This is a genomic window from Variovorax sp. 05N34 (assembly GCF_056397405.1).
This window is the reverse complement of sequence record NZ_JBFTNI010000006.1, coordinates 62,122-85,425: the sequence shown is the minus strand read 5'-3', so window position 1 is coordinate 85,425 and position 23,304 is coordinate 62,122. Positions and strand designations below refer to the sequence as shown.

Below are 23,304 nucleotides of genomic sequence, written 5' to 3'. Positions count from 1 at the left end.
CAATGCAATTCCGCTGATCTGACCTGCGCCGCACACTTGCTCCCCAGAACTGCTGCCGTTTGGCGCAGTCAACAAGGAGACAACAGTGGACGCACAGCGAGACCAGCTGCGATCGTGGATCGGACGCAAAGAGACGTTCGAAGACAGCATCTACCCCACGCCTGTCATTGCGTTGACAGCGACTCTCGACCATCTCTCGACGCCAGTCATTGCGGGTACTCCGCTTCCGCCACTTTGGCATTGGCTCTATTTCCTGCCGATGCATCGCCAGAGCGATATCGGCGCCGATGGCCATGCCAGGCGCGGCGGGTTCCTTCCGCCCGTTCCTCTGCCTCGGCGCATGTGGGCTGGCGGTCAGTTCGAGTTCCGCTCCCCGATTCGAGTGGGCGACCGCGTGGTGCGCACCTCGACGATCGATGACGTCACAACGAAGGAAGGCCGCACCGGCAAGCTCGTGTTCGTGAAAGTGCGTCACGAGGTACGTTGCAATGACGCACTCGAGCCGGCGCTCGTGGAGTTCCACGACATCGTCTATCGCGAAGCACAGGCTCCGAACGATCTCGTGCCACCACCCCAGGCGGCGCCGGCCGATGCCGCCTGGCGCCGCGAGATCGTGCCGGACGATGTGCTGCTGTTCCGCTACTCGGCGCTGACCTTCAATGGCCACCGAATTCACTACGACCGGCAGTATGTGACGCAGGTCGAGGGCTATCCGGGCCTGATCGTGCACGGTCCGCTGATCGCGACCCTGCTGATGGACCTTCTCCGCCGCGAGTTGCCAGATGCCGACGTGGAGAGCTTCCGCTTCAAGGCCGTGCGTCCGACTTTCGACCTGAACGCTTTTCAAGTCAGCGGCCAGCCCCAGGCCGACGGCAAAACGATTCGTCTATGGGCCTCGGATCACGAAGGCTGGCTGACGATGGACGCCACCGCAGTGCTGCGCTGACCCTCCCACCACATCGTCAAGAGAGAAAGACTCATGCAGCCACTCAAGGGCATCACCGTTGTCACGCTGGAGCATGCGATTGCCGCTCCGTTCGCCACGCGCCAACTGGCGGACCTGGGCGCCCGCGTTATCAAGATCGAACGCCCCGGATCAGGCGACTTCGCCCGCGGCTACGACGAACGCGTTCGCGGCCTGGCGTCCCATTTTGTCTGGACCAATCGCTCCAAGGAAAGCCTCACGCTGGACGTGAAGCACCCTGATGCGGGAGAGGTGCTCGAACGGCTGATCATGGAAAAGGCCGATGTGGTTGTGCAGAATCTGGCGCCAGGTGCTGCAGCACGCCTCGGACTTGGCTACCGCAAGCTCTCCAGCGCCAAGCCAGGATTGATCGTGTGCGACATCTCCGGCTACGGCGACGACCCGCAAAACCCAGGCCCATACCGCGACAAGAAAGCCTATGACCTGTTGATCCAGAGCGAGGCCGGTTTCGTCTCCGTCACCGGTACGCCTGAGGAGCCTTGCAAAGCCGGCCCCTCGATCGCAGACATCGCTGCGGGCATGTATGCCTACAGCAGCATCCTCGCGGCGTTGTTGCAGCGCGGCCAGACTGGCAAGGGCCAGCGCATTGACATCTCGATGCTGGAGTCGCTGGCGGAGTGGACAAGCTATCCGCTCTACTACGCCTTCGACGGTGCGGAGCCGCCGCCGCGCACCGGCGCGAGCCACGCGACGATCTATCCGTACGGTCCGTTCCCGGCCGGTGACGGCACCACCGTGATGCTGGGCCTGCAGAACGAGCGTGAATGGGTCAGCTTTTGCGACAAGGTGCTGGAGCAACCCGGACTCGCAAGTGACCCGCGCTTCACGGCGAATTTCAAGCGAGTGGCAGAGCGCGTGGCACTGCGCCAGATCATCGTGGACGCTTTCGAGCCGCTGAGCGGCAGGCAGGTGGTCGAGCGGCTCGAACTTGCACAGATTGCCAATGCGCAGGTCAACACCATGAAGGAAGTCTGGGCGCATCCGCAGCTCGAGGCACGGGGGCGCTGGACCCAGGTGGGCACTGCAATGGGACCGGTACCGGCCATGCTGCCACCCGGCACCTGGGACACAGGGCCCCGCATGGACCCGGTGCCTGCACTCGGCGAGCACACGGACGCAATCCTGACCGAGCTCGGCTACAGCGCGTCCGAGATCGTCGGGCTGCACACATCCAAAGCCGTCTGAGGTCGCTGTGATGCCCGCCGAATTGCAATCTGCCGCTCGCACCTATCTCTTCGTGCCTGGGACCAGGCCGGAACGTTTCGACAAGGCGCTGGCCAGCGGCGCCGACACGATCGTGTTCGACCTCGAGGACGCTGTGGCCTTTGACGAGAAGGCCCAGGCGCGCGGCGTCATCGCGGCGTGGCTGCAAGCAGCAAAGCCGGCAGAGCGCTCGCGCATCGTGGTGCGCATCAACGACGCTGGCTCTCGCTGGTTCGCTGCCGACCTCGAGGCTCTGCGCGTCATCCCTGGAACCAGCGTGCTCCTTCCCAAGGCCGAGACCGCTGCGCAGATTGGTGAAATCCAGGCTGCGCTGCCCGGTTCCGCTGTCCTCGCCCTCATCGAAAGCGCGCGCGGCGTCTCCGAAGTGAACCGCATCGCGGCCGCCGGTACGCGGCGCCTCGTGTTCGGCACGCTTGATTTCGCCTTGGACCTTGACATTGACATCTCGACGGATAGCGCAGGGCTTTCCTATGCGGCGAGCCGCATTGCGGTGGCGTCGCGCTTGGCTGGCCTGCCTGCGCCGGTAGCAGGCGTCACCCCCCAGCTCGACGACGAGCGGCGGCTGCTGTCCGACCTTGCCGAGGCGCGACGGTTTGGCTTCGGTGCCAAGCTGTGCATTCACCCACGCCAGGTTCTGCCGGTCCACGCGGGGCTGCGTCCGAGCGCGGAGGCGCTGGACTGGGCCCGGCGGGTGCTGGTCGCCGATGCCGCATCTCCCGGCGTTGCGCGGCTTGACGGACGCATGGTCGACCGGCCCGTCGTCCTTCAAGCGCAACGCACGCTCGCGCTGGCCCGCGACTGACAGACCTGATCAACAACATCCACATCAGAAAGAGACAACAGCATGGCCTCCACCATCATCGATTCGCGCATCTTTGGCGACATGTTCAGCGACGCACGCATGCGCGACGTGTGGTCCGACGAGAACCGCACCGCGAAGTACCTCGACATCGAGCGGGCTCTCGCGAAGGTCCAGGGCGAGCTCGGCATCATTCCCAAGGAAGCAGCCGACGAGATCGTCCGCAATTGCAACCTGTCGCAGATCGACTGGCCCAAGCTGAAGGCCAAGACCGAGCAGATCGGCTATCCCATCATTGCCGTGGTCAACCAGATCAATGCGAACTGCCGGGACAAGCTCGGCGAGTATTGCCATTGGGGCGCCACCACACAGGACATCACCGACACGGCCGCCGTGCTGCAGATGCGCGAAGGGCTCGCACTCGTCGAAGCAGATCTTGATGAGATCGGGGAAGCACTTGCCGCGCTGGCGAAGAGGTACCGCGACACGCCTGTCATCGGCCGCTCCAATCTCCAGCAGGCGACGCCGATCACCTTCGGCTACAAGATGGCCAGCATCCTGGCCGGTGTCGATCGTCATCGTGAACGCCTACGGCAACTCAAGCCTCGCGTCCTGATGGGCGAATTCGGGGGTGCATCGGGAACCTTGTCCTCGCTGGAGAAGGGCGCCATGGAAACCCAGACTGCGCTGATGAAGGAGTTGGGCCTGGCGCAGCCCTTGATCTCGTGGCACACGGTGCGCGACACCATCGCGGAAGTGGGGGCCTTCCTCGGCCTGGTCGGCGGCTCGCTTGGCAAGATCGCCATGGACGTCAAGCTGATGATGCAGACCGAAGTGGCCGAAGTCTTCGAGCCGTTCGCGCCGGGCCGCGGCTCGTCGTCGACCATGCCGCAGAAGCGCAACCCCATCTCCTGCCTCTATATTCACGCCAACATTTCTGTTGCGCGCCAGCATGCGGCGGCGCTGATGGATGCAATGGTGGCGGACCACGAACGCTCGACCGGGCCATGGGAAATCGAGTGGGTGTCGCTTCCCGAGATCTTCTGCCTGATATCAGGGGCATTGAAACAGACCAAGTTCGTCCTGAAGGGGCTTGAGGTCGACACGACTCGCATGCGCGCCAATATCGACATGACAAACGGTCTCGTGATGTCAGAGGCCGTGATGATGGGGCTTGGCCCGTACATCGGCCGTGAATACGCCCACGATCTGGTGTACGACTTGTGCCGCCAGGCACTTGCCGACAACCGACCGCTGATCGAGATCCTGGTCGACCACCCAGAGATCTGCAAGCACGTCTCGCGTGCCCAACTCGATGCAATGTGCGACCCGGCCAACAACCTCGGCCAAGCCGGTGTCATGGTCGATCGCGTGCTCAGCGCGCGGCGCTGAGACCGTTCAGTCCGCCGCTTCAATCCAACCGGCGCAGACCGGTATGCATTCGTGCGCCTTTCAAACCGGAGACAACGTCGTGAACACCCGAAAACTCTTGAAGCTTCTCTATGTGCAGGTCCTGATCGGCCTGATCCTCGGCATCACCGTAGGCCACTATTGGCCGGATTTCGGCGCCAGCCTCAAGCCGATCGGCGACGGTTTCGTCAAGCTGGTGAAGATGATGATTGCGCCGGTGGTGTTCTGCACGATCGTCACCGGCATCACCTCGCTGGGTGATTCAAAGGAAATCGGCAAGACGCTTCTGAAGGCCATGGGTCTGTTCTATGCCCTGACGATCCTCGCGTTGATCACCGGTCTCGTCACCGTCTTGGTCATGCAACCAGGCGCCGGCATGCACATCGATCCAAAGAACCTGGATGCCTCGGTGGCGACACGGTTCGCGAATGAAATTCACATCCATGGCTTTACCGACTTCGTGCTTCACATCATCCCCAATGCCTTCTTCGGTGCGTTCGCCGACGGCGAGGTATTGCCGGTGCTGTTGCTGGCCGTGTTGTGCGGCTTCGGCCTGACCCGCATCGGAACGGCAGCCAAGCCGGTGCTCGAAGGCATCGACGGCTTCTCGCACATGCTTTTCGCGGCGTTCGGCATCATCATGCGACTGGCACCGTTCGGCGCTTTTGGGGCGATGGCCTTCACCGTCGGCCGCTACGGCATCAAGTCGATCGGTTCGCTCGGGTTGCTGATCGGCACTTTCTATGTGGCCTGCATCTTCTTCGTCGTTGTGGTGCTGGGGGTACTGTCGCGTCTGCACGGTTTCAGACTGTGGCAGCTGATGCGCTACATCAAGGAAGAACTGCTGGTCGTGCTCGGCACCTCCTCGAGTGAACCGGTGCTCCCCCGTCTCCTGCTCAAGCTTGAACGGCTGGGTTGCAAGAAGGGCGTGGTCGGGCTGGTGCTGCCGACAGGCTATTCGTTCAATCTCGACGGAAYGGCCATCTATCTCACGCTGGCGTCGATGTTCATCGCTCAAGCCTGCGATATCCATCTGTCATGGGGCCAGATCGCATCGATGCTGGGGATCATGCTGCTGACCTCCAAGGGCGCGGCAGGCGTGACCGGCAGCGGCTTCGTCGCGCTGGTGGCCACGCTCACCGTCATGCCCGAACTGCCGGTTGCCGGGGTGGCGCTGATCGTGGGCATCGATCGCTTCATGTCCGAGGCGCGCGCACTCACCAGCACCATCAGCAACGCCGTGTGCTGCGTCGTGGTTTCGATCTGGGAGAACGCCTGCGACAGGGAGGTGCTAAGGCGCGAATTGGCCGCCAACTACGGCGATACCGAGCACGAACTCGAAGGGGGCTCCGTGGACTTGCCAGTGCCGCTCGGGAACACCGGCGCTGCGCACTGACATCCGTCCGAGCCCTGGGCACGGCCCGTTCCTGATCGTCAACTCACCGCGCGGCGGCCTTCCGGCTTGCCGCGCTTTGCTTTCATCCCGGAGAAGAAGGCATAGAGTTGCTGCGCTGCCGGCGACAAAGTCCGGCCTTTGCGCCGGATGAGGCCGATCTTGCGGGTGATCACCGGGTCATGAAGCGGAATGCTCACCAGCAACGGGTGGTCCGCGTCCGGCATGGCGATCGAGGGCACCGCAGCCACGCCGAGTCCCGCTTCCACAAGGCCGAGCATCGTCGTGACGTGCTGAGTCTCGTAGATGCTCTGCGGACGGCCAGGCAGCCCGGAAAGGGCCTGATCCAGCAGCAGCCGGTTGCCCGACGCCTTGCTCACCGAGATGTAGTCGTATTGCGCCAGTTCGGTCCAGCTCACACGGCGCTTTCCGGCAAGCGGATGGTCGCGCCTGCAAGCGGCGACGAAACGCTCTTCCAGCAAGGGCTTGAACTCGATGTCCGGCTCCTCGCCGCCGACGAAGTTCAGCCCGAAGTCGGCCTCGCCCCGCGAAACGGCCGAGAGCACTTCGTTGGCGCTCGCATCGAAGACCCTCACCCGGATCTTGGGGTATCGCTCGTGGTAGCGCGAAATCACCTGCGACAGGAAGTAATAGACGGTCGAAGGCACGCAGGCGATCGTCACCTCGCCCATTCGCGTGGCCGCCACGCCGCGGATGCCCAGGAGCGTGTGGTCAAGGTCGTCCAGGAGCTGCTGGACTTTTCGATCGAAGTCGCGCCCCACTGAGGTCAGGCTCACGCGCCGGGTGGTGCGATCGAGCAGTCGCACGCCCAGCGCCTCCTCGAGCTTTTCGATGCGTCGACTGAAGGCCGGCTGCGAAACATGCAGCGCCTCGGCAGCCTTGCGAAAGCTGTTGAGCTCGGCCACAGCCCGGAATGCTTGCAGGTCGTTGAGATTGAAGTTGATGGGCATGACGGAAAGCTCCTGAGCGACATCACTGATCCACAGTTTGCATCAATCGATCATCAACATGCAATTCACAGAAGCCTGCGAAGAGCGGACCATTCGATCCAGGTTCACCGGAGCAGACAAATTGAACACCCAGAAGATTCGCGGGATTGCCGCGGTTGCGTTGGCGGCATCCTTGGCTTGTGGCAGCGCGGCAGCGGCCTTTCCTGAAAAGTCGCTCACGCTCATCGTCCCGACTGCGCCAGGGGGCGCCAACGACGCCATGGCGCGCGTCATCGGCCAAGCCATGTCGGCGATCCTCAAGCAGCCCGTCATCGTCGACAACAAAGCTGGTGCCAACGGTGCGATCGCCAGTGAATATGTGATGCGTGCGGCGCCTGACGGCTACACACTCATGCTGGGCTATATCGCCACGCATGCAATGAACCCGGCGCTGCAAAAGCTGCGCTACGACCCTTCCAAGGACTTCGAACCCGTCGGCATGGTCGGGTCGTCGGCCACGGTGATGGTGCTCAATCCAACTGTCAAGGCAGGCAATGCGAAGGAAGTCGTGGCGATGCTGAAGGCTGCGCCGGACAAGACCAGCTACGCATCCGCGGGCAATGGCACCGCGCCGCACTTTGCGGCCGAGATGTTCAAGCTTTCGACCGGCACCAGCATGCTGCACGTGCCCTACAAGGGATCCGCGCCGGCGATTACCGACACCATGGGTGGCCAGACGCAAATCATGTTTCCAAGCCTCTTTACGGCGATGCCCTATGTCAAGGCCGGCAAGTTGAGGGCTGTGGGCGTGGCAGGGCCCAGGCGCTCGGCGCTCATGCCCGATCTGCCAACCCTGCAGGAGCAGGGCATCGCGGACGTCGACGTCTCTCAGTGGTACGGCATCTTCGCGCCGGCCAAGACGCCGAAGGCGGTGATCGAGCAGCTCAACAAGGTGCTCAATGAAGCACTTGCCGACAAGAGCGTGGTCAAGCGCCTGGAGGACCACGGTGCCGAAGTCTCGACCATGACGACCGACCAGATGCGCACCTACGTCGCGCAGGAGCAGATCAAGTGGAAGAAGGTGGTTCAGGCCGCCAAGATCACCGCAGATTGAGATGAACAGGTCTATCCCTTGCGTGCTGATGCGCGCCGGTACTTCACGGGGTCCATTCTTCCTGCGCGAATGGCTGCCGGACGGCGACGAGGCCCGTGATCAGGCGCTGATCGGCGCCATCGGCGCGTCGGACCCGTTGCAGCTCGACGGCGTGGGCGGCGGCAGCACGCTCAACAGCAAGGTCGCCATCGTGTCGCGTTCGTCTCAGCCGGGCTGCGACATCGACTATTTGTTCGCGCAGGTAGGCGTCGGCCATCGTTCCATCGACACCCGGCCGAATTGCGGGAACATGCTATCTGGCGTCGCGCCTTTCGCGATCGAACAGGGGTTGATTCCTGCGACGAACGGCACCACCAGCGTTCGGGTCTACAACGTCAACACCAGATCGCGCATCGACGTGACGGTGCGAACGCCCGGCGGCCGCGTCACTTACGAAGGCGACGCGCGCATCGATGGGGTGGCCGGCACGTCGGCGCCGATCCTGCTCAACTTTCTCGACGCGTGGGGGGCGGTCACGGGTCAGGTCTTCCCGACCGGCCGGCGCATCGACACGATCGGCGGTATGGAGGTGACGTGCATCGATGCCGCCATGCCGCTGATGATCGTGCGCGCCGGCGATCTCGGTCTCACCGGGCGCGAGAAGCCTGCGGCGCTCGATGCGGACGCGACCCTGCTCGAGCGGCTGGAGGCCCTTCGGCTGGAGGCCGGACGCAGGATGGGTCTGGGCGACGTATCCAACAGCGTCATTCCAAAGCCGGTCCTGGTGAGCGCTGGCGAATTGAAAGACAGCATCACCTCGCGCTACTTCACTCCGCGCAAATGCCATTCATCACATGCCGTGACCGGAGCGATCGGAGTGGCGAGCGCGTTTGCGCTGCCGGGGACCGTCGCGAGCGGGGCAGCGCGCGAACCGGGGCTCCACAAGCTGGTCGTATTGCATCCTGCGGGACAGATCGACGTCGAAGTCGAGTTGAGGGGCAGCGGCGGTGCCGCGCGCGTGGAACGCGCGGCCCTGGTCCGCACGGCGCGAAAGATCATGCAAGGCGAACTGCATCTACCCGACTATGTGTTCTCCCGTCCTGAAGCACGAGACGCGGAGTCGTGCGACTTCCCGCAGAAGGCTCTGACCATCATCGTGCCGACCCGCGCTGGTGGAGGCAACGACACCATGGCTCGCATCATCGCGGCCAAGCTGGGCCCGCTGCTCGGCCAACAGGTGCTGGTTGACAACCGGGCCGGGGCGAATGGCGCCATCGCCAGCGAATACGTGGTGCGCTCTGCGCCCGACGGACACACACTGATGTTTGGCTACGTCGGTACGCACGCGATGAACCCGGCCCTGCAAAGCTTGGGCTACGACCCGGTCAGCGATTTCGAGCCGGTCGGGCTGATCGGTTCTTCGCCGACCTTGATGGTCACTCATCCTGATCTGGATGCTGCCGACCTGCACGCGATCGTCGCCAGGCTCAAGGGCGCACCGCGCTGTTTCAGCTACGCATCCGCCGGCGAAGGGACGCCGCCGCACTTTGCCGCCGAACTGTTTCAGCTCAGCACCGGGACGAGCATGGACAGTGAAACATACGAGGGAGCGGCGCCTGCGATTGCTGACACAGTCATGGCTCGAACGCAGATCATGTTCCCCAGCTTGTTCACCGCATATCCGTTCATCCGTGCGGGGCAGCTGCGCGCGTTGGCAGTGGCAGGACCGAAGCGTCTGAAGGCGCTTCCTGCGGTGCCGACACTCGCAGAGATGGGCGTAGCGGGGGTCGATGTCGTGCAATGGTATGGACTGTTCGCGCCAGCCGGTACACCGGCCGCAGCCATCGATCGCCTCAACAAGGCGCTGAACGATGTGCTTGTCGATCCAGAGGTCGTCGAACGCTTCGAAAGCCACGGCGCGCGCACCGAACCCGGGAGTGCCAACGCGCTTGCACAAAGGATGAAGGAGGATCTGGACCGTTGGCGCCGAGTCGTCGCTCAGGCAGAGATTGCACCGAAAGAGTCGCGCCCACTCGATCTTGATTGACGCGTGGGTCCCAGCGGCTTGGTGCCAGCGTGACGAAGGCCCTCATCGTCTGTGGCGCAGGCGTCGGGCGGCTTACGTGCGAGCGACGCCCACGCCCAGTCCGCCATCGACCATCAGCGCGTGTGCGTTGACGTAGCTCGATTCATGTGAGATCAGGAACAGACAGCTGTATGCCACTTCCCAGCCCGTGCCCTGGCGGCCGAAAGGCACGGCCGCCGCGCGGCTCGGCCGGCGCCGTGAGGCGTCGCGGCCCATGGGGGTATCCATGAGGCCCGGCAGCACTGCGTTGCAGCGGATGCCCTTGGGCTCGCCAGCTACCGCGATGGAGCGCGCGAGCGCCACCTGCGCTGCCTTCGATGACTCGTAGGCCGGATTGCGCCCGGTGTTGCGCACCGCTGCCAGCGAGGACATCAGGACGATGGACGAGCCCGGCGACATCACCTCCAGCGCCGCTTGACTGAACAGCATGTGACTGCGCACGTTGACCGCGTACTCCTCGTCCCATGTAGCAGCAGATTGGTTGGCGAGCGGCAGCGCGCGAGAGATGCCGACGTTGAGCACCATCCCGTCGAGTCCGCCCAGGCGCTCGGTGCAGCGCCGCACCAGCGGGGCGATCGCGGCGGCATCGCGCACATCGGCCACTTCGGCGAAGGCCCTGCCGCCTTCGCGTTCGACCAGTTCGCAGGTCCGGTCCACCGCGGGCTGCGACATGTCCACGCAGGCCACACTCGCGCCTTCGCGTGCGAACAGCAGCGAGATCGCACGGCCGTTGCCCACCGGCGGGTCTTCTTCGGGAATGTCGCGCTGGCCGGCGCCGATCACAAGCACGCGACGGCCCTGCAGCCGGCCGCGGCCGGGCGCCCGGCCCAGCGCTTCTTCGTGCATCTGAAGGGCGGGTGCGAGTTCCTGGGGAGCGAGGTTCATGGTTCTGGGAGCTGTTGTTGTCGGAAAGAGCAAAGGGTGGATGCCCGGCGGGCGGTGCGGTTCACTCGATCGTGCCGGGTGGTTCGATGTCGACCTCGAAGTTCTCGAGAAATCGGCTGACCAGCATGTAAAAGCCGATGACCAGCGTGAGCTCCGCGACGATGCCCGGCGAAAGCCGCTGGCACAGCGCCTCGAACATCGCGTCGGGCGCCTTCACATGCAGCAGCACCTGATCGGTGTAGGCAAGCACCATCTTCTCGGTCTCGTCCAGCGCGGCGGTGTTGGCATCTTTTTCGAGCGCTGCAATCTTGTCTTCTGCGAGTCCCACGCGGCGGGCGACTCGCTTGTGCTGGTGCACCTCGTAGGACGCGCCGCTCAGGATCCCCACGCGCAGGATCGCAATCTCGCGCAGCCTGGAGTCGAGCTTGTTGTCGCGCAGGATCGCACCGCCGAGAGCGAGGAAGCCCTCCGCAGCCTTGCCCGCGTGCGGGAGCATTCGGTAGAGGTTGAGCGGCGGGCGCGAAGCGATGAGGCGCGTGTACGACTCGGGAGCTTGCGCGAGGTCGAAGTAGGGAATGCGGGCCATGTGTCTCGTGAAGTGGTTGGAGGGAATGAAGGAATGCCCGGCCCCGCGTTGCGGGCGCCGGCCGGTCACACTGCTCGAGGCAGATCGCCCGCATGCGGCGTTTGCCGCCTCAACGGGTTTCTCCGACAGTGCTCGCGATCAATGATTTGTAGAGCGCCACTTCGTCGGTCAACATCTTCTGGATTGCGGGCAGGTCATCCATCATCGGTTCTGATCCGTTCGCGCGGAGCGATGCCGGGTACTCGTGACCATTCAACACGCGACGGACCGCTGCCTTGAGCTTCTCGGTGACGGGAGCGGGTGTTTCGCTGCGGACCAGAAAGATGTCCCAGCTGTAGTAGGAGAACTCGGGAAAGCCGCTCTCGGCCACCGTTGGTACGTCGGGATAGTTCGGATGCCGCGATGTGCCGGTCACTGCGAGCGGGCGGATCTTGCCAGCCTTGATGAGCTCCTGTGTTGCCGTGGCGTCGCCATAGGCGATGTCGACACGCCCGGCAGCAAGATCTGGCAGGGCGACCGGATATCCCTTGTACGGCACGTTCTGCAGCTTGATACCGGCCATGTTGGCGAGCCGCTGCGACGTCAGGTAGTAGCCATCCGAGTAGGTGGCAATGGTGAGCGGATTGGGCCTGGTTTTCGCGACCTCGGCCAAGGCACGCATCGAGGTGATTTTCGAGTCGGGCGGCACGGTGAAGATGGCCGGCGCGCGCAGCATGCCTCCTATCGGCTTGAAGTCCTTGAACGGGTCGTAGGGCAATGTTTTGCCGAAGGCGACGGGGATGGTCATTCCTGAGGAACTCCCCACCAGCAAGGTATAGCCATCGGCCGGCGCCATTTTGACGCCCGAGAAAGCAATCACCCCGTTGGCGCCGGGACGGTTGTCCACCACCACCGGCTGGCCGATTTCCTTGGAAAGCGCATCGGCAAAATTGCGTGTGCTGGTATCCAAGCCGTTGCCGGCGGGAAACATCAGGATGATTTTGAGCGGTCGATCCGGAAATCCCGACTCTTGCGCCGCAGCGCCAGCACTCGTCAAGAGCGCAGCGCCTGCGGTCGCGGCCATTGCGAGAACCGCCATTTGTCGACGAGTTCCGATAAAGGTGATGTTCACTGGTCTTCTCTCCTTCGCTTTCAGGCCATAGGCCTAGACACTGTCTCCCTGAGTAAAAAAGGACGGCTTGACTGTCGCGTTGTCTCCTGAGGCGAAAACCAGGCCCTCTCACATGCGCGCGAGGTACTCCTCGTAGCCCGGCTCGAGTTCAACGTCCATCGTCTGCAGAAAGCGACTCACGCAGACGTAGAAGCTCGCAGTCAGCACCAGCTCCACGACGGCCGCATCGTCGAAGCCGCAAGCCTTGAGCTGCACTACCGTGGCCTCGGAGGCCGAGGGGCCACGAGTGACCTCCTCGGCGAGCTGAAGCACGGCGCGCTCGCAGGCATCGAAGAGGTCGGAGGCGCGCCAGTTTGCGAGCGCATCGATCTGCGCATCGCTCACGCCGGCGGCGATGGCCATCGGCAGGTGGTGCGCCCATTCGTAGGCGGTGCCGGCGACCTGTGCGCCACGCAGAATCAGCAGTTCACGCACGGGGCGCGAAGTCTTGGCGTTCAGGCGCAGCGGCCAGGCGAAATCAAGCCAGGCACGAAACATCTCCGGCGCAGTGCCAAGCACGCGGTACAGATGGGGCATGTGGAAGTCGGGCCCGCGCGCCGCGCGTACCTGATCGAACAGGGCTTTCGCGGCGGGGTCTTCGGGATGATCGGGAAGCAGGGGAACGCGGGGCATGGCGTGGTCTTTCGAAATGGGCTCAGGCGGCCTTTGCTTCGGGCTTCGGGTCGGGCTTGAGGCCCGGCGAGGGCGCGTTGCCCGCGGTGGTGCCAGCGTCCACCGGCAGGATCACGCCCGTCACCCAGCGAGCCTCGTCGCTTGCAAGGTAGGCCACGGCATGGCCCACGTCCCACCCAGAGCCCTCTGTCTGCAGCAATGAGCGCTTGCGGCGCTGTTCGCGCACCTCGGGGGTCATGCGCCCTGCGACCATCGGCGTGTAGACCATGCCCGGCGCCACACAGTTGACGCGGATGCCCTCGACGCCGTGGTGCGCGGCCATGGCGCGGGTCATGTTGACCACCGCGCCCTTCGAGGTCGGATAGAGCAGGGCCGGTGTGCCGCCGATCAGCCCGGCAACCGAGGCGATGTTGACGATGGCGCCGCTGCCGACCTTGCGCATCTCGGGGATGGCGTACTTGGCCATGAGCATCATTGAAGTGACGTTGACGCGCAATGCGCGGTCCCACTCCTCGACGTCGAGGTCGACCGCGTTGCCGGCGGGCCCGCCGATGCCGACGTTGTTGACGAGGATGTCGACGCGCCCCCAGGCCTCGACCGCGCTGGCCACCGCCTGGCGGCACTGCGCGGCCTCCGACACGTCGCATGCCGCGGCGAGGGCTATGCCACCGCCGGTCGAGATCATGCGTTCGGTCTCGCGGGCGGCCTCCAGCTGCATGTCGAGCAGCAGCACCCGAGCGCCACGGCGTGCGAGCAGGATGGCCGCGGCACGGCCATTGCCAATCTCGGCGGTGCGCGAACCAGCGCCAGTCACGATGGCGACACGCCCTTCGAGGCTGCTGCTCGCCGCTTGGGAATGGGTCGTTGAGGAAGGAATGGATGAGATGGTGTTCACGGCGAGGGCACCCGGCCGATCAGTGGGCGCAATGAATGAATGACGTCCCGCAGCTTAGGACCGCATCTGAGTACAAGGAACGGTGTTTCTCCTAGGGTGAAACGTTTCATCAAGAGGTGTATGGCCGATATGATCGGCGCTCGCGCGCGCGACCGTCAGGCGAGTAGAACGAGTGGAGAGCGCGAAGGCGCGCTCAGTTCGGCATGCTTTTGCGGCGCTTCGATGGCTGGGCCGGGGCCGGCCCGCACGAGCCGCGCAGCACGAACTGCGTGGGCACGATCACGCGTCGCGGTGGCGCGTCTGTCATTTCGCGCATGCGCTCGAGCAGCATCCTTGCGCCGTCTTCGACGACGAGATCGAGGTTGATCGTCACGCTGCTGATTGGCGGGCGGTGGCTGCGCGCGAAGTCCGGGTCGCCCATGGTGACGAGCGAGATGTCCTGCGGAATGCGCAAGCCTTGCGCCGCGATGGCGTTCAGCACGTCAGCGAGCACGCTTGTGCCAAGCGTGACGAGGGCCGTCGGACGCACCCGGCCCTCGAGCAGCCGGGTGACCTCCTCGAAGGCCGGGCTGGTCGAGGTCGCAAGGCGCACCAGGTGCTCAGGCCGCGTCTCCAGGCCGTTCGCCTTGAGCCCTGCCTTGAAGCCCTCGATGCGCCGGCGCATCGGTCGGTTCTGCGTGCCAGCGACCAGCAGGCCGATGTCGCGGTGGCCAAGGCTCGCGAGGTGCCGCACTGCTTCCCTCATGCCGCGCCCATGGTCGAACAGCAGTTGGTCCTGCTCGACGTCCATGTCGCGGTCGAGGATCACCACCGGCATGCCCAGCTTCTCGACCGCCTCCAGAATCGCGGGATCGCGTTCATTGCCGGGCGCGATGAGCGCACCGTCCATGCGTCGGCTCTTGAACATCGAGAGGATCTCGAGCTCACGTTGCGGATCGTTCAGGCTGTTGGCCAACAGCACCATGTAGCCGGCCTTGCGCAGCTTGGCCTCGAAGCTGCCGTAGAGTCTGGCGTACAGCGGGTTGGAGACGTCGGTGAGCATGCACCCCACCGTGCTCGAACTGCGCGAGCGCAGCGTCTTCGCCGCATGGTTGACCTGATAGTCGAGCTCGCGCATTGCGCGCTCGACGCACTGGCGCACCTCGGGGCTGACGTTCTCGACGTTGTTGATCACCCGCGAGACGCTGCCGAGCGACACGCCCGCGAGCGTGGCCACATCCTTGATGCTCGCCTTGCCGGCCTTGGGGTTCATATCGTGTGAGCTCTTTCCCGAAGCGCGAGATTCTATGCAAGACGAAGCTGAGCGCGGTGCCGAGCGCCGCCTTGGGCGATCCTCAGCGAACGATGCGAGAACTGTCGCGCACGACAAGGCGGCAGGGCACGACGTGCAGTTGCCGCGGTATGGGCTCCCTTTGCGGACCTTGCGCCATCAACTCGAGCACCAGGCGCGCGGCTTTCATGCCGATCTCGTAGGGCGCGGGACGCATGGTGGTGAGGGCGGGGTGCAGGTGCGCTGCAATGGGTGCATCGCCAAAGCCCGAAACGGCGCAATCGCCGGGCAATTGGAGGCCCAGCGAAGGCGCCTGCAGAATGGCGCCGGCAGCCATGCTGTCGTTCGCGAACACGATGGCTTGCGCGCGCGTTCGCCGAGGTTCCTGCTGAAGGCGGCGCATCACCTCCGCGCCCGCTTCGAATTCATCGGCTGCTTCGGTGGTCGTGACGATGTCGATCTTCAAGCCGGCGTCGCGCATCGCCGCCGCATATCCCATCGCGCGTTGCTGCGCGCGAAAGTCCTGTGACACGGGCCGCATCGCGAAGCGGATGCGTCTGGCGCCTTGTTCGATGAAGTGCCGCGCGAGCTCCACCCCCACCTGATCATGCGGAAAGCCGACCTGATGAAACGGCCGCCCCGGCACGACGCCCCAGGTCTCGACGACCGGCGCACGCACCGCGCGCAGCAGCGCTTCGGTGTCGGGTGTGTGGTCGTCGCGCGTGACGATGAGCGCGCTCGGGTGCCAACCCGCGAAGGCGCGAACGGCACGTTCCTCGAGCTGCTGCGAGTAGTCCGTGTTGGCCAGCAGCAGTTGCAGGCCCGCGGTGTCGAAACCGTCGGTCATGCCGCGCACAAGGTCGGCAAAGGTCGTGCTCGCGGTGTTCTGCATCACCGCGCCCACCACGCGCGCCTGGCCCGAGGCGAGCCGGCCTGCCACCTGGCTGGGGACATAGCCCGTGGCCGCGATCACCTCGCGCAGCCGCTCCCGGACCGCCTGCGACACCTTGTCGGGCGCATTGAAATAGCGCGACACAGTGATCGACGACACGCCGGCCAGAGCCGCTACATCGTGGATCGTGTGCGTGACCAGCTTGCGCCGCGGCGCGCGCACGCGCGGCTCTTCCGAGGCGCGGGCGGGGAGGGGTTTCTTGAGGGTTCGAGGCATTGACGGGGAGCGCGGTGAACTATACATTCGAGCGAAATGTTATCGGTAACATCATCCGCGGCAAAAACGCTGCGGACTGAGCCATCGCTCGATTACTGGACGGAGACACAAGACATGAAAGTTCGCTTGGCCCTCGCAGCCTCGCTCGCATTCGCATCGGCGCTCTCGGCTCATGCCGAGGGCACCTTTCCCGACCATCCGCTGACGCTGCTCGTGCCGTACCCCGCAGGCGGCGTGGCCGACCAGATCGCGCGCCCGCTTGCGCAGGCGCTGTCGCAGCGGCTGGGCCAGCCCGTGGTCATCGACAACCGTGCAGGGGCCAACGGCAACATCGGCTCGGCGTGGGTGGCGCGCACTCAGCCGGCCGACGGCTACACCATGCTGCTGGGCTCCACCAGCACCCTCACGGTGAACCCCGCGCTCTACAAGTCGGTGGGTTACGACGTGCTCAAGGACCTGCAGCCCGTCACGCTCACGCACCAGATGCCCAATGTGCTGGTGGTCGGCGCGGCCACCCCTTACAAAAGCGTGGCCGATGTGATCGTGGCCGCGAAGAAGAAACCCGGCGACCTTGTCTTCGGCTCGGCCGGCAATGGCAACACCATGCATCTCACGGGCGTGGAGTTCCAGGACAAGGCCGGCGTGAAGCTCACGCACGTGCCCTACAAGGGCGGCCCGCCCGCGCTCAACGACGTGCTCGCGGGGCAGATCCCGATGATGTTCCACAACCTGCCGGCGGTGGTCTCGTACAAGAAGGCGGGCAGCGTGCGCGTGCTCGCGGTGGCCGACACCAAGCGCTCGCCCGTCATGCCCGACGTGCCCACCTTCGCGGAGGCCGGCGTCCCGGGTGTGGTGAATATCGTGTGGAACGGCATCCTCGTGCGCAGCGGCACGCCCGCGCCGGTGGTGGAGCGCCTGAACAAGGAGTTGCGCGCCATCCTGCAGTCGCCCGAATTCCGCAAGCCCCTGGAGGCACAGGGCTACGAGGTGCTGTCGTCCACGCCACAGGAGATGGGCGCGCTGATCGCCAAGGACACCCCCGCCATGGCCGCCGTGGTCAAGCAGGCCGACATCAAGATCGACTGAACCGAACGCTCCGCATGAACGACCCTCTTCACAACGCATTCCGCCACCGTCTCACTCAACCCGGCACGATGCTGGGTACATGGCTCATGTCGGRCATTGCCAGCACCGCCGAAGCGCTGGGCCGCGCCGGCTTCGACTGGCTGCTGGTCGACCAGGAGCATGTGCCCATCGACGAGCGCGACACGCTTCACATCCTGCAGGCACTGGCCGGCACGACTGCTGCGGCCGTGGTGCGCCTTGCGGCCAACGACCCGGTGCTGTTCAAGCGCGCACTCGACCTCGGCGCGCAGACGGTGATGGTGCCCTTCGTGGAGAGCGCGGAAGAAGCGCGCCGCGCCGTGTCGTATGCGAAATACCCGCCCGAGGGCATCCGAGGCTATGCGGCCATGCATCGCGCAAGCGGCTATGGCACCGCGAAAAACTACAACGCTCGCGCCAACGACTCGGTGTTCACCGTGGTCCAGCTCGAAACCCCGCGCGCCGTGGCCGCGCTCGAGGACATTGCGGCCGTGAAGGGCGTCGATGCGCTGTTCCTCGGTCCCGGGGACCTGTCGGCGAACATGGGCCACATCGGCAACATCCTGCATCCCGAGGTGCAGGACGTGATCGCCGACGTTGCTGCGCGCTGCCGCAAGATCGGCATGCCGTGCGGCATCGTGGGGCCGACGCCGGCGGTGGTGTCGAGCTTCATCGCCATGGGCTATTCGTTCGTGGCCGTGGCCTCGGACCTGGGCATGCTGATGCAGCAGGCCACGGCCTTCATCCAGGCCATTCAGCCGAGCCTGGCGCGCGGCTTCGACAGCAGCGTGTATTGATATCCAACGCAGAGGTCGTGCAGGCGCTGTATTCACAGGCCGGCCCGGTGCTGGTCTTCATGGCTTGCGTGGCGCTGGCCACCTACACGCAGAACCTCACGGGCTTCGCCTTCAGCCTGGTCCTGCTGGGGCTGGTGTCGGTGTTTCATGTCGCCACGGTCAGTGACGCGGCCAACGCAGCCATGGTGCTGAGCCTGGTCAACGCGTGGACCTATTTTCGCGCTCGGCCCGGCGTGGTGCCCTGGCGCTTGATGCTGCCCGCTCTCAAGGGCAGCACCTTGGGCGTGATGGCGGGACTGGCGCTCCTCGCGTGGCTCAGCGGCAGCGCTGTGTCGTGGCTGCGCGGCTTGCTGGGGCTTTCGATTCTCGGTTGCGCGGCGCTGCTGATCTTGCAGGGCAAGCCGCTGGCACGGGTGTCGCGCCCGTGGAGCTTCGGGCTCATAGGCGCTCTCTCGGGCTTGCTGGGCGGCCTGTTCGCGAGCTCGGGGCCGCCCATCGTGTTCCACATGTACCGCCAGCCCCTGGACCGCGAACTGGTGCGCCGCGCTTTGCTATTGATGTTCGCTTTGAACTCGCTGGTGCGGCTGGTGATCGTGCTGGCGATGGGGCATTTCTCGCTGCGCTCCGCATTGTTGGCCGCCTGCGCGCTGCCCATGGTCTATGGCGCCACGCGGCTGCACCACAAGCTGCCGAACCGGTTGAAGCCTGAGACGCTGAAGTGGCTGGTAGGCGGCCTGCTGGCCGCCGCAGGTTCGACGCTGATCGCGACCGCGTGGGCGCAATAGTGCTCAGGCGTAGGCGGCGCAGAACTCGCCTTCGGTCTTCATGCTATCGAAGGCGCTGTAGTCGGCCTGCCAGGCGTTGCCCGCGCGCAGCGTGAGCGCTTCGAGTTCGGCGAGCGTGGCGCTGCCTTCCTTGCGCAGTTGCTCGGCGCAACGCTCCAGATCGGGGAAGTTCTGCAGCGCGGCCCACCAAACGGCACGGCCCGCCAGAAAGCCGTGCGCGCCGGCCGCATAGGCGTACTCCATCACACGCACGAACTGCGGCGAGGTCACGCCCGCAGACAGCATCACCCACGGAATGTTCGCGCCCTTGCAGATCGCGCCAATCTGGTCGAACCAGGCCTGCGCGGCGAGGTGCGCCGCGCCGCCGTCGCGCGCCGGCAGCGTGGCCCCGGGGAGCGGGCTTTCAAGCTTGAACAGGTCGACGCCGTATTCGGGCTTGGCGAATTCGCGCACGCTTTCGATGACCAGCTCGGGCATCTTTTCGGGCGACTCGATGTAGTCGACCGTGTGGCGCTCGCTCTTGGGGAAGGGGTACACCAGCAGCTCCAGCACCAGCGGAATGTCCCACTGGCGGCACTCGTCGCCGATCTTTCGCACATAGTCTTTCTGGTGCGCGATGACGTCGGGCTCTGCGTCCGGCCGGTACCACGCGAGCACCTTCACGCCGTCGCCGCCGGCGCGCTTGATCTTCTCGACGCTCCAGTCGTTGATCGAGTGCGAGAGCCGGCCGCCGGGAGTGTCCCGGAAACGGTGGTCTTCGAGTGTCACGACCAGCCCGGTGTGTGCGGGCAGTTTCTGCAGCGCGGCCGGAAAGGCGTAGTTGGGGTCGAACAGCATGGCGCTGGCGTGCGCACCGAGTGCGTCGACCAGCGCGCGTTTGACATTCACCATGTCGCTGAACTTGACGTCCGCCGGCGCAACGCCCCGCTTGGCGCCGATGAGTTGCGCGATAGGCGGGCGCTGGTCGAGCGCGACCATGGTGAAGTGGCCTTCGGGCGTGGCCATGCGGCGCATGCCCCATTTCTTGCCGAGGTGGAGGGCGGGCGTGGTCATGGTTAGTTACTCCTGGATGGATTCGACGAGGGACATCGCAGTGGCGAAGTCGGGCACGCCGGCGCGTCCGCCGGGCCGTGTGCACTTGATCGCCGCCACTGCGGCGGAAAACTGGAACGCGCGGCGCACGGGCCACTGCGCACCGAGGGCGAAGGCCAAGGCGCCGTGGAAGACGTCGCCGGCACCGGTGGTGTCGATGGCATTCACTTCGAAGGCCGCCAGGGCGTGTTGGCCCGCGGCATCGGCCCAGCGGACGCCGCGTTCGCCGAGCGTCACGGCTGCGAGCTTGCAACCGCGCGAGAGGGCGAACGCCAGTTGTTCGTCGACACTGCCTGCATTGACGGCGTAGCCCGCGAGGCCAGGTTCAGAGAACACGGCGAAGTCGGTGTGGGGCAGCAACAGGTCGAAGATGGCGGCATCGGCCACGTCACCGTCGAGCACGGTCGGCAGGGCGCGTTCGCGTGCGGCGCTGAACAATGCCAGTGCGCCTTCGGGCCAGCGCGGGTCGGCAAGAACAGCGTCGGTTCGGCCCAGCGCTTCGAGTGGCAGCCATGCCGGGTCGATGGGCAGATCCGCGCCGCGGAAGTTCACGATCATGCGTTCGCCGCGCTTGTCGACCACGATGCCCGACAGGGAGGAGCGTGCGCCTGCGAACAGCTTGAAGTGCGAGACGTCGACGCCGAGCGTTGCAAGTTGCGACTTCATCTCGTGGCCGGCGCTGTCTTCTCCTGCGCGGCCCCAGAACTGGACTTGCGCGCCCAACTTCGCGGCGGCGGCTGCTGCGTTGGCGGCCATGCCGCCGCCGCCTTCTCTCACATCATCGGCGCGTGTCTTGCCGCCGCCTTCGGGCAGGGCTTGTACTTGCCACGTGATGTCCAGCGCTGAAAGGCCCAGGCAGATCACGCGGGGGGAGGGGCGTTGCGGGTTCATTTCAGATTCCCAACGGACAGGCATGAGCTCCGCTGCATTTGAATCACCTCAACCATGCAGCACAGCGCCGTGTTGCGCATCGAACAGATGGCACTTTTCCATATCGAACGCCAGCGTGATCGTTTCCTTGGGCCGCACCTGCAACTCGGGTGCGACGCGGGCCACATGCCGCGTACCGGCGCGATCGAAATAGACCAACGTGTCCGAACCCAACGGCTCGACCACGCTGACCTGAACGCGCAGCCCTGGCGCGTCCGCAGGCAAGACTTGAATGTGCTCCGGCCGTACACCCAGCACCGCGGGCCCGGCAACGCCGGCACAACGCGGCGGCATCGAGAACACCGTGCCGTCGTCCATGCGCACGTGCGTGCCCTCGGCTTGCAGGTTGAAGAAGTTCATCGCCGGCGAACCAATGAAGCCTGCAACGAACTGGTTGGCCGGTGACTTGTAGACCTCTTCGGGCGTGCCGAACTGCTGGACGACGCCGGCTTTCAGCACCACGATGCGGTCGGCCATGGTCATCGCCTCGACCTGATCGTGCGTGACGAAGATCATGGTGGTCTTCAGCTGCTGCGACAGCGCCTTGATCTCGGTGCGCACCTCGGCGCGCAGTTTGGCATCGAGGTTGGACAACGGTTCGTCGAACAGGAAGACCTTCGGGTTGCGCACCATCGCGCGCCCCATGGCCACCCGCTGGCGCTGGCCGCCCGACAGGGCCTTGGGCTTTCGGTCGAGATAGGGCTCGATGCGCAGCATCGCTGCAGCGCGGTCGACACGGCGCGTGATTTCGTCCTTGGGCGTGTTGCGCATCTCCAAGCCGAAGCCCATGTTGTCGCGCACCGTCATGTGCGGATAGAGCGCGTAGTCCTGGAACACCATCGCGATGTCTCGCCGTGCTGGAGCCACGTCGTTCACGCGCGTGTCGCCAATGTAGAGGTCGCCCTCATCAATGGGCTCCAGCCCCGCGATGATGCGCAGCAAGGTCGACTTGCCGCAGCCCGAGGGGCCGACGAAGACTACAAATTCTTCGTCGCGGATCTCCAGGTCGAGCGAAGGGACCACGGTCACTTCGCCGAAGCGCTTGACCAGGCCTTTCAGACGGATGGACGCCATGCGTTTACTTTCCTGCGCGGTCAAAAGCCAGCAGCGGCTTGACGAGCTCGCCCGCCACGAACCGGCCGAACATCTCGGGCAGTTGGTCGATGCCGAACTGTGCGTCGACCAGCTTGCGATAGCGTTTCTTCTCGCCGCGCAGCAACTCGACGTTGAGAGCGAAATCACTCTTGGGGAAATAGAAGGTGCGCACCATGTAGAAGTCCTTGCGGCGGATGGCCTTGTTCTCCTGCACCGGCCAGGGCTTGTCGCTCTCTCCGATGAGAATGAGCACGCCGCGCGGCAGCACGATCTCCATACCCAGGCTGCGGGCCGCATGCGCGCCGCTGCATTCCACGATGAGCTTGAAGCGCTTGCTGCTGTCGCCCACCGGATGGCGCCTGGCCCCGAATGATTCGGCCAGCTGCAGCCGCTCTTCCTTCAGGTCCGACACATACACCTCGGTGTAGCCCATGTTCTGCAACGCGATGAGCGCTCCGATACCCACCGGACCCGCTCCCGTCACCAGCACCGGCCCCGTCGTCTCCGGCGGCACCAGCGGCTTCACGAACCGGATGCCGTGCGCGGCCGTGCCGATGGTGTCGAGCAGCAGGGGGGCGAGTTCGTCCTCGATGTCGTCGGGCACGCGCAGCAGGCACTGCTCGGGCACGCTCAGGTATTCGGCGTAGCCGCCGGGGCGGTTCCACCCTACAAGCACCGATTCGTTGAGGCACATCTGCGTGTCGCCCGCACGACACGATTCGCAATGGCCGCAGTGCACCGGGATGTAGACCAGGCAGCGCTTGCCGTCGAGCGCATGGCCCGGCTGCTGCACCACTCCGAAGATCTCGTGCCCCGGCGTGATGGTCGCGCCGTTGAACCATAGCTTGGTGTCTGAGCCGCACAGCGCAGTGCGGCGCACGCGCAGCAGCACCTCGCCGGCGGCAGGCACCGGCATGGGCGCCTCGCCGATGGTGATGTTCTTGTCGCCATGAAAAATTGCAGCTTGCATGAGA

The 23,304-nt window shown here is 65.0% G+C and carries 22 protein-coding genes; 10 read left to right on the top strand and 12 right to left on the bottom strand.

All coding sequences use genetic code 11. The features are described from left to right. Positions 1–85 precede the first annotated feature (85 nt). The 5 genes from AC1DMA_RS17445 to dctA all read left to right on the top strand — a co-directional run bounded on the left by AC1DMA_RS17445 (position 86) and on the right by dctA (position 5,814). Positions 86–946 (top strand): HTD2 family dehydratase, encoded by an 861-nt coding sequence (locus tag AC1DMA_RS17445; protein ID WP_478144988.1) that lies wholly within the window; start codon positions 86–88, stop codon positions 944–946. Positions 947–979: 33 nt separating this feature from the next. After that, positions 980–2,170 (top strand): CaiB/BaiF CoA transferase family protein, encoded by a 1,191-nt coding sequence (locus AC1DMA_RS17440; protein WP_478127955.1) that lies wholly within the window; start codon positions 980–982, stop codon positions 2,168–2,170. A 10-nt stretch (positions 2,171–2,180) separates the two neighbouring features. Further along, positions 2,181–3,011 carry an HpcH/HpaI aldolase/citrate lyase family protein gene (locus AC1DMA_RS17435; RefSeq protein ID WP_478127956.1) on the top strand — a complete coding sequence of 277 codons (831 nt, stop codon included), beginning with the start codon at positions 2,181–2,183 and terminating at the stop codon, positions 3,009–3,011. A 42-nt stretch (positions 3,012–3,053) separates the two neighbouring features. Next, on the top strand, positions 3,054–4,400 hold the full coding sequence (locus AC1DMA_RS17430; RefSeq protein ID WP_478144987.1) for a class-II fumarase/aspartase family protein: 1,347 nt from the start codon (positions 3,054–3,056) through the stop codon (positions 4,398–4,400). Between the two features lie 79 nt (positions 4,401–4,479). Next, the gene (gene dctA / locus AC1DMA_RS17425) at positions 4,480–5,814 is read left to right on the top strand and encodes a C4-dicarboxylate transporter DctA (RefSeq protein ID WP_478144986.1); all 1,335 of its coding nucleotides are present in this window, start codon (positions 4,480–4,482) and stop codon (positions 5,812–5,814) included. A 38-nt stretch (positions 5,815–5,852) separates the two neighbouring features. On the opposite strand, the gene AC1DMA_RS17420 is transcribed toward dctA, so the two are convergent. Then, a complete protein-coding gene (locus AC1DMA_RS17420) occupies positions 5,853–6,782 on the bottom strand; it encodes a LysR family transcriptional regulator (RefSeq protein WP_478127959.1) in 930 nt (309 codons plus the stop codon). A 121-nt stretch (positions 6,783–6,903) separates the two neighbouring features. Here AC1DMA_RS17420 and AC1DMA_RS17415 point away from each other — a divergent pair, with 121 nt between their 5' ends. After that, entirely contained in the window at positions 6,904–7,875 is a 972-nt protein-coding gene (locus AC1DMA_RS17415) for a Bug family tripartite tricarboxylate transporter substrate binding protein (protein ID WP_478127960.1), read from the top strand. Between the two features lies 1 nt (position 7,876). Beyond that, on the top strand, positions 7,877–9,901 hold the full coding sequence (locus AC1DMA_RS17410; protein ID WP_478144985.1) for a 4-oxalomesaconate tautomerase: 2,025 nt from the start codon (positions 7,877–7,879) through the stop codon (positions 9,899–9,901). Between the two features lie 72 nt (positions 9,902–9,973). Here the strand turns inward: AC1DMA_RS17410 and AC1DMA_RS17405 are convergent, their stop codons facing one another. The 7 genes from AC1DMA_RS17405 to AC1DMA_RS17375 all read right to left on the bottom strand — a co-directional run bounded on the left by AC1DMA_RS17405 (position 9,974) and on the right by AC1DMA_RS17375 (position 16,527). Then, positions 9,974–10,825, bottom strand: coding sequence for an SDR family NAD(P)-dependent oxidoreductase (locus AC1DMA_RS17405; RefSeq protein ID WP_478144984.1), 852 nt, complete (start codon positions 10,823–10,825; stop codon positions 9,974–9,976). Positions 10,826–10,886: 61 nt separating this feature from the next. Further along, positions 10,887–11,411, bottom strand: a complete 525-nt coding sequence (locus tag AC1DMA_RS17400) for a carboxymuconolactone decarboxylase family protein (protein WP_478144983.1) — start codon at positions 11,409–11,411, stop codon at positions 10,887–10,889. 109 nt (positions 11,412–11,520) lie between these two features. Further along, complete coding sequence (locus AC1DMA_RS17395; RefSeq protein WP_478144982.1) at positions 11,521–12,522, bottom strand: Bug family tripartite tricarboxylate transporter substrate binding protein; 1,002 nt, start codon at positions 12,520–12,522, stop codon at positions 11,521–11,523. A gap of 108 nt (positions 12,523–12,630) precedes the next feature. Further along, positions 12,631–13,194: a carboxymuconolactone decarboxylase family protein gene (locus AC1DMA_RS17390; RefSeq protein ID WP_478144981.1), complete on the bottom strand. Its 564-nt coding sequence runs from the start codon at positions 13,192–13,194 to the stop codon at positions 12,631–12,633. Between the two features lie 22 nt (positions 13,195–13,216). After that, entirely contained in the window at positions 13,217–14,089 is an 873-nt protein-coding gene (locus AC1DMA_RS17385) for an SDR family NAD(P)-dependent oxidoreductase (protein WP_478144980.1), read from the bottom strand. A 193-nt stretch (positions 14,090–14,282) separates the two neighbouring features. Next, positions 14,283–15,341 (bottom strand): LacI family DNA-binding transcriptional regulator, encoded by a 1,059-nt coding sequence (locus AC1DMA_RS17380; protein ID WP_478127967.1) that lies wholly within the window; start codon positions 15,339–15,341, stop codon positions 14,283–14,285. An 82-nt stretch (positions 15,342–15,423) separates the two neighbouring features. Beyond that, entirely contained in the window at positions 15,424–16,527 is a 1,104-nt protein-coding gene (locus AC1DMA_RS17375) for a LacI family DNA-binding transcriptional regulator (RefSeq protein WP_478144979.1), read from the bottom strand. Between the two features lie 114 nt (positions 16,528–16,641). On the opposite strand from AC1DMA_RS17375, the gene AC1DMA_RS17370 reads away from it, so the two are divergent. The 3 genes from AC1DMA_RS17370 to AC1DMA_RS17360 are packed head-to-tail and all read left to right on the top strand — an operon-like array spanning position 16,642 to position 19,213. Beyond that, a complete protein-coding gene (locus AC1DMA_RS17370) occupies positions 16,642–17,613 on the top strand; it encodes a Bug family tripartite tricarboxylate transporter substrate binding protein (RefSeq protein WP_478144978.1) in 972 nt (323 codons plus the stop codon). A 14-nt stretch (positions 17,614–17,627) separates the two neighbouring features. Continuing rightward, complete coding sequence (locus AC1DMA_RS17365; RefSeq protein ID WP_478144977.1) at positions 17,628–18,428, top strand: HpcH/HpaI aldolase family protein; 801 nt, start codon at positions 17,628–17,630, stop codon at positions 18,426–18,428. After that, positions 18,425–19,213, top strand: coding sequence for a TSUP family transporter (locus tag AC1DMA_RS17360; RefSeq protein ID WP_478127971.1), 789 nt, complete (start codon positions 18,425–18,427; stop codon positions 19,211–19,213). Before AC1DMA_RS17365 ends, AC1DMA_RS17360 begins: the two co-directional genes overlap by 4 nt. 3 nt (positions 19,214–19,216) lie before the next feature. Here AC1DMA_RS17360 and AC1DMA_RS17355 read toward each other — a convergent pair whose 3' ends face one another. The 4 genes from AC1DMA_RS17355 to AC1DMA_RS17340 are packed head-to-tail and all read right to left on the bottom strand — an operon-like array spanning position 19,217 to position 23,300. Continuing rightward, complete coding sequence (locus AC1DMA_RS17355; protein ID WP_478127972.1) at positions 19,217–20,266, bottom strand: tagatose 1,6-diphosphate aldolase; 1,050 nt, start codon at positions 20,264–20,266, stop codon at positions 19,217–19,219. A gap of 6 nt (positions 20,267–20,272) precedes the next feature. Beyond that, a complete protein-coding gene (locus AC1DMA_RS17350; protein ID WP_478127973.1) occupies positions 20,273–21,196 on the bottom strand; it encodes a PfkB family carbohydrate kinase in 924 nt (307 codons plus the stop codon). 48 nt (positions 21,197–21,244) lie between these two features. Continuing rightward, on the bottom strand, positions 21,245–22,309 hold the full coding sequence (locus AC1DMA_RS17345; RefSeq protein ID WP_478144976.1) for an ABC transporter ATP-binding protein: 1,065 nt from the start codon (positions 22,307–22,309) through the stop codon (positions 21,245–21,247). A 4-nt stretch (positions 22,310–22,313) separates the two neighbouring features. Continuing rightward, the gene (locus AC1DMA_RS17340; protein ID WP_478144975.1) at positions 22,314–23,300 is read right to left on the bottom strand and encodes an alcohol dehydrogenase catalytic domain-containing protein; all 987 of its coding nucleotides are present in this window, start codon (positions 23,298–23,300) and stop codon (positions 22,314–22,316) included. Positions 23,301–23,304 lie beyond the last annotated feature (4 nt).

Coding starts and splice junctions, on each gene's coding strand:
- AC1DMA_RS17440 (WP_478127955.1), top strand. CDS start 980: ATGCAGCCACTCAAGGGCATCACCGTTGTCACGCTGGAGCATGCGATT.
- AC1DMA_RS17435 (WP_478127956.1), top strand. CDS start 2,181: ATGCCCGCCGAATTGCAATCTGCCGCTCGCACCTATCTCTTCGTGCCT.
- AC1DMA_RS17430 (WP_478144987.1), top strand. CDS start 3,054: ATGGCCTCCACCATCATCGATTCGCGCATCTTTGGCGACATGTTCAGC.
- AC1DMA_RS17420 (WP_478127959.1), bottom strand. CDS start 6,782: ATGCCCATCAACTTCAATCTCAACGACCTGCAAGCATTCCGGGCTGTG.
- AC1DMA_RS17410 (WP_478144985.1), top strand. CDS start 7,877: ATGAACAGGTCTATCCCTTGCGTGCTGATGCGCGCCGGTACTTCACGG.
- AC1DMA_RS17405 (WP_478144984.1), bottom strand. CDS start 10,825: ATGAACCTCGCTCCCCAGGAACTCGCACCCGCCCTTCAGATGCACGAA.
- AC1DMA_RS17400 (WP_478144983.1), bottom strand. CDS start 11,411: ATGGCCCGCATTCCCTACTTCGACCTCGCGCAAGCTCCCGAGTCGTAC.
- AC1DMA_RS17390 (WP_478144981.1), bottom strand. CDS start 13,194: ATGCCCCGCGTTCCCCTGCTTCCCGATCATCCCGAAGACCCCGCCGCG.
- AC1DMA_RS17380 (WP_478127967.1), bottom strand. CDS start 15,341: ATGAACCCCAAGGCCGGCAAGGCGAGCATCAAGGATGTGGCCACGCTC.
- AC1DMA_RS17375 (WP_478144979.1), bottom strand. CDS start 16,527: ATGCCTCGAACCCTCAAGAAACCCCTCCCCGCCCGCGCCTCGGAAGAG.
- AC1DMA_RS17370 (WP_478144978.1), top strand. CDS start 16,642: ATGAAAGTTCGCTTGGCCCTCGCAGCCTCGCTCGCATTCGCATCGGCG.
- AC1DMA_RS17355 (WP_478127972.1), bottom strand. CDS start 20,266: ATGACCACGCCCGCCCTCCACCTCGGCAAGAAATGGGGCATGCGCCGC.
- AC1DMA_RS17350 (WP_478127973.1), bottom strand. CDS start 21,196: ATGAACCCGCAACGCCCCTCCCCCCGCGTGATCTGCCTGGGCCTTTCA.
- AC1DMA_RS17345 (WP_478144976.1), bottom strand. CDS start 22,309: ATGGCGTCCATCCGTCTGAAAGGCCTGGTCAAGCGCTTCGGCGAAGTG.
- AC1DMA_RS17340 (WP_478144975.1), bottom strand. CDS start 23,300: ATGCAAGCTGCAATTTTTCATGGCGACAAGAACATCACCATCGGCGAG.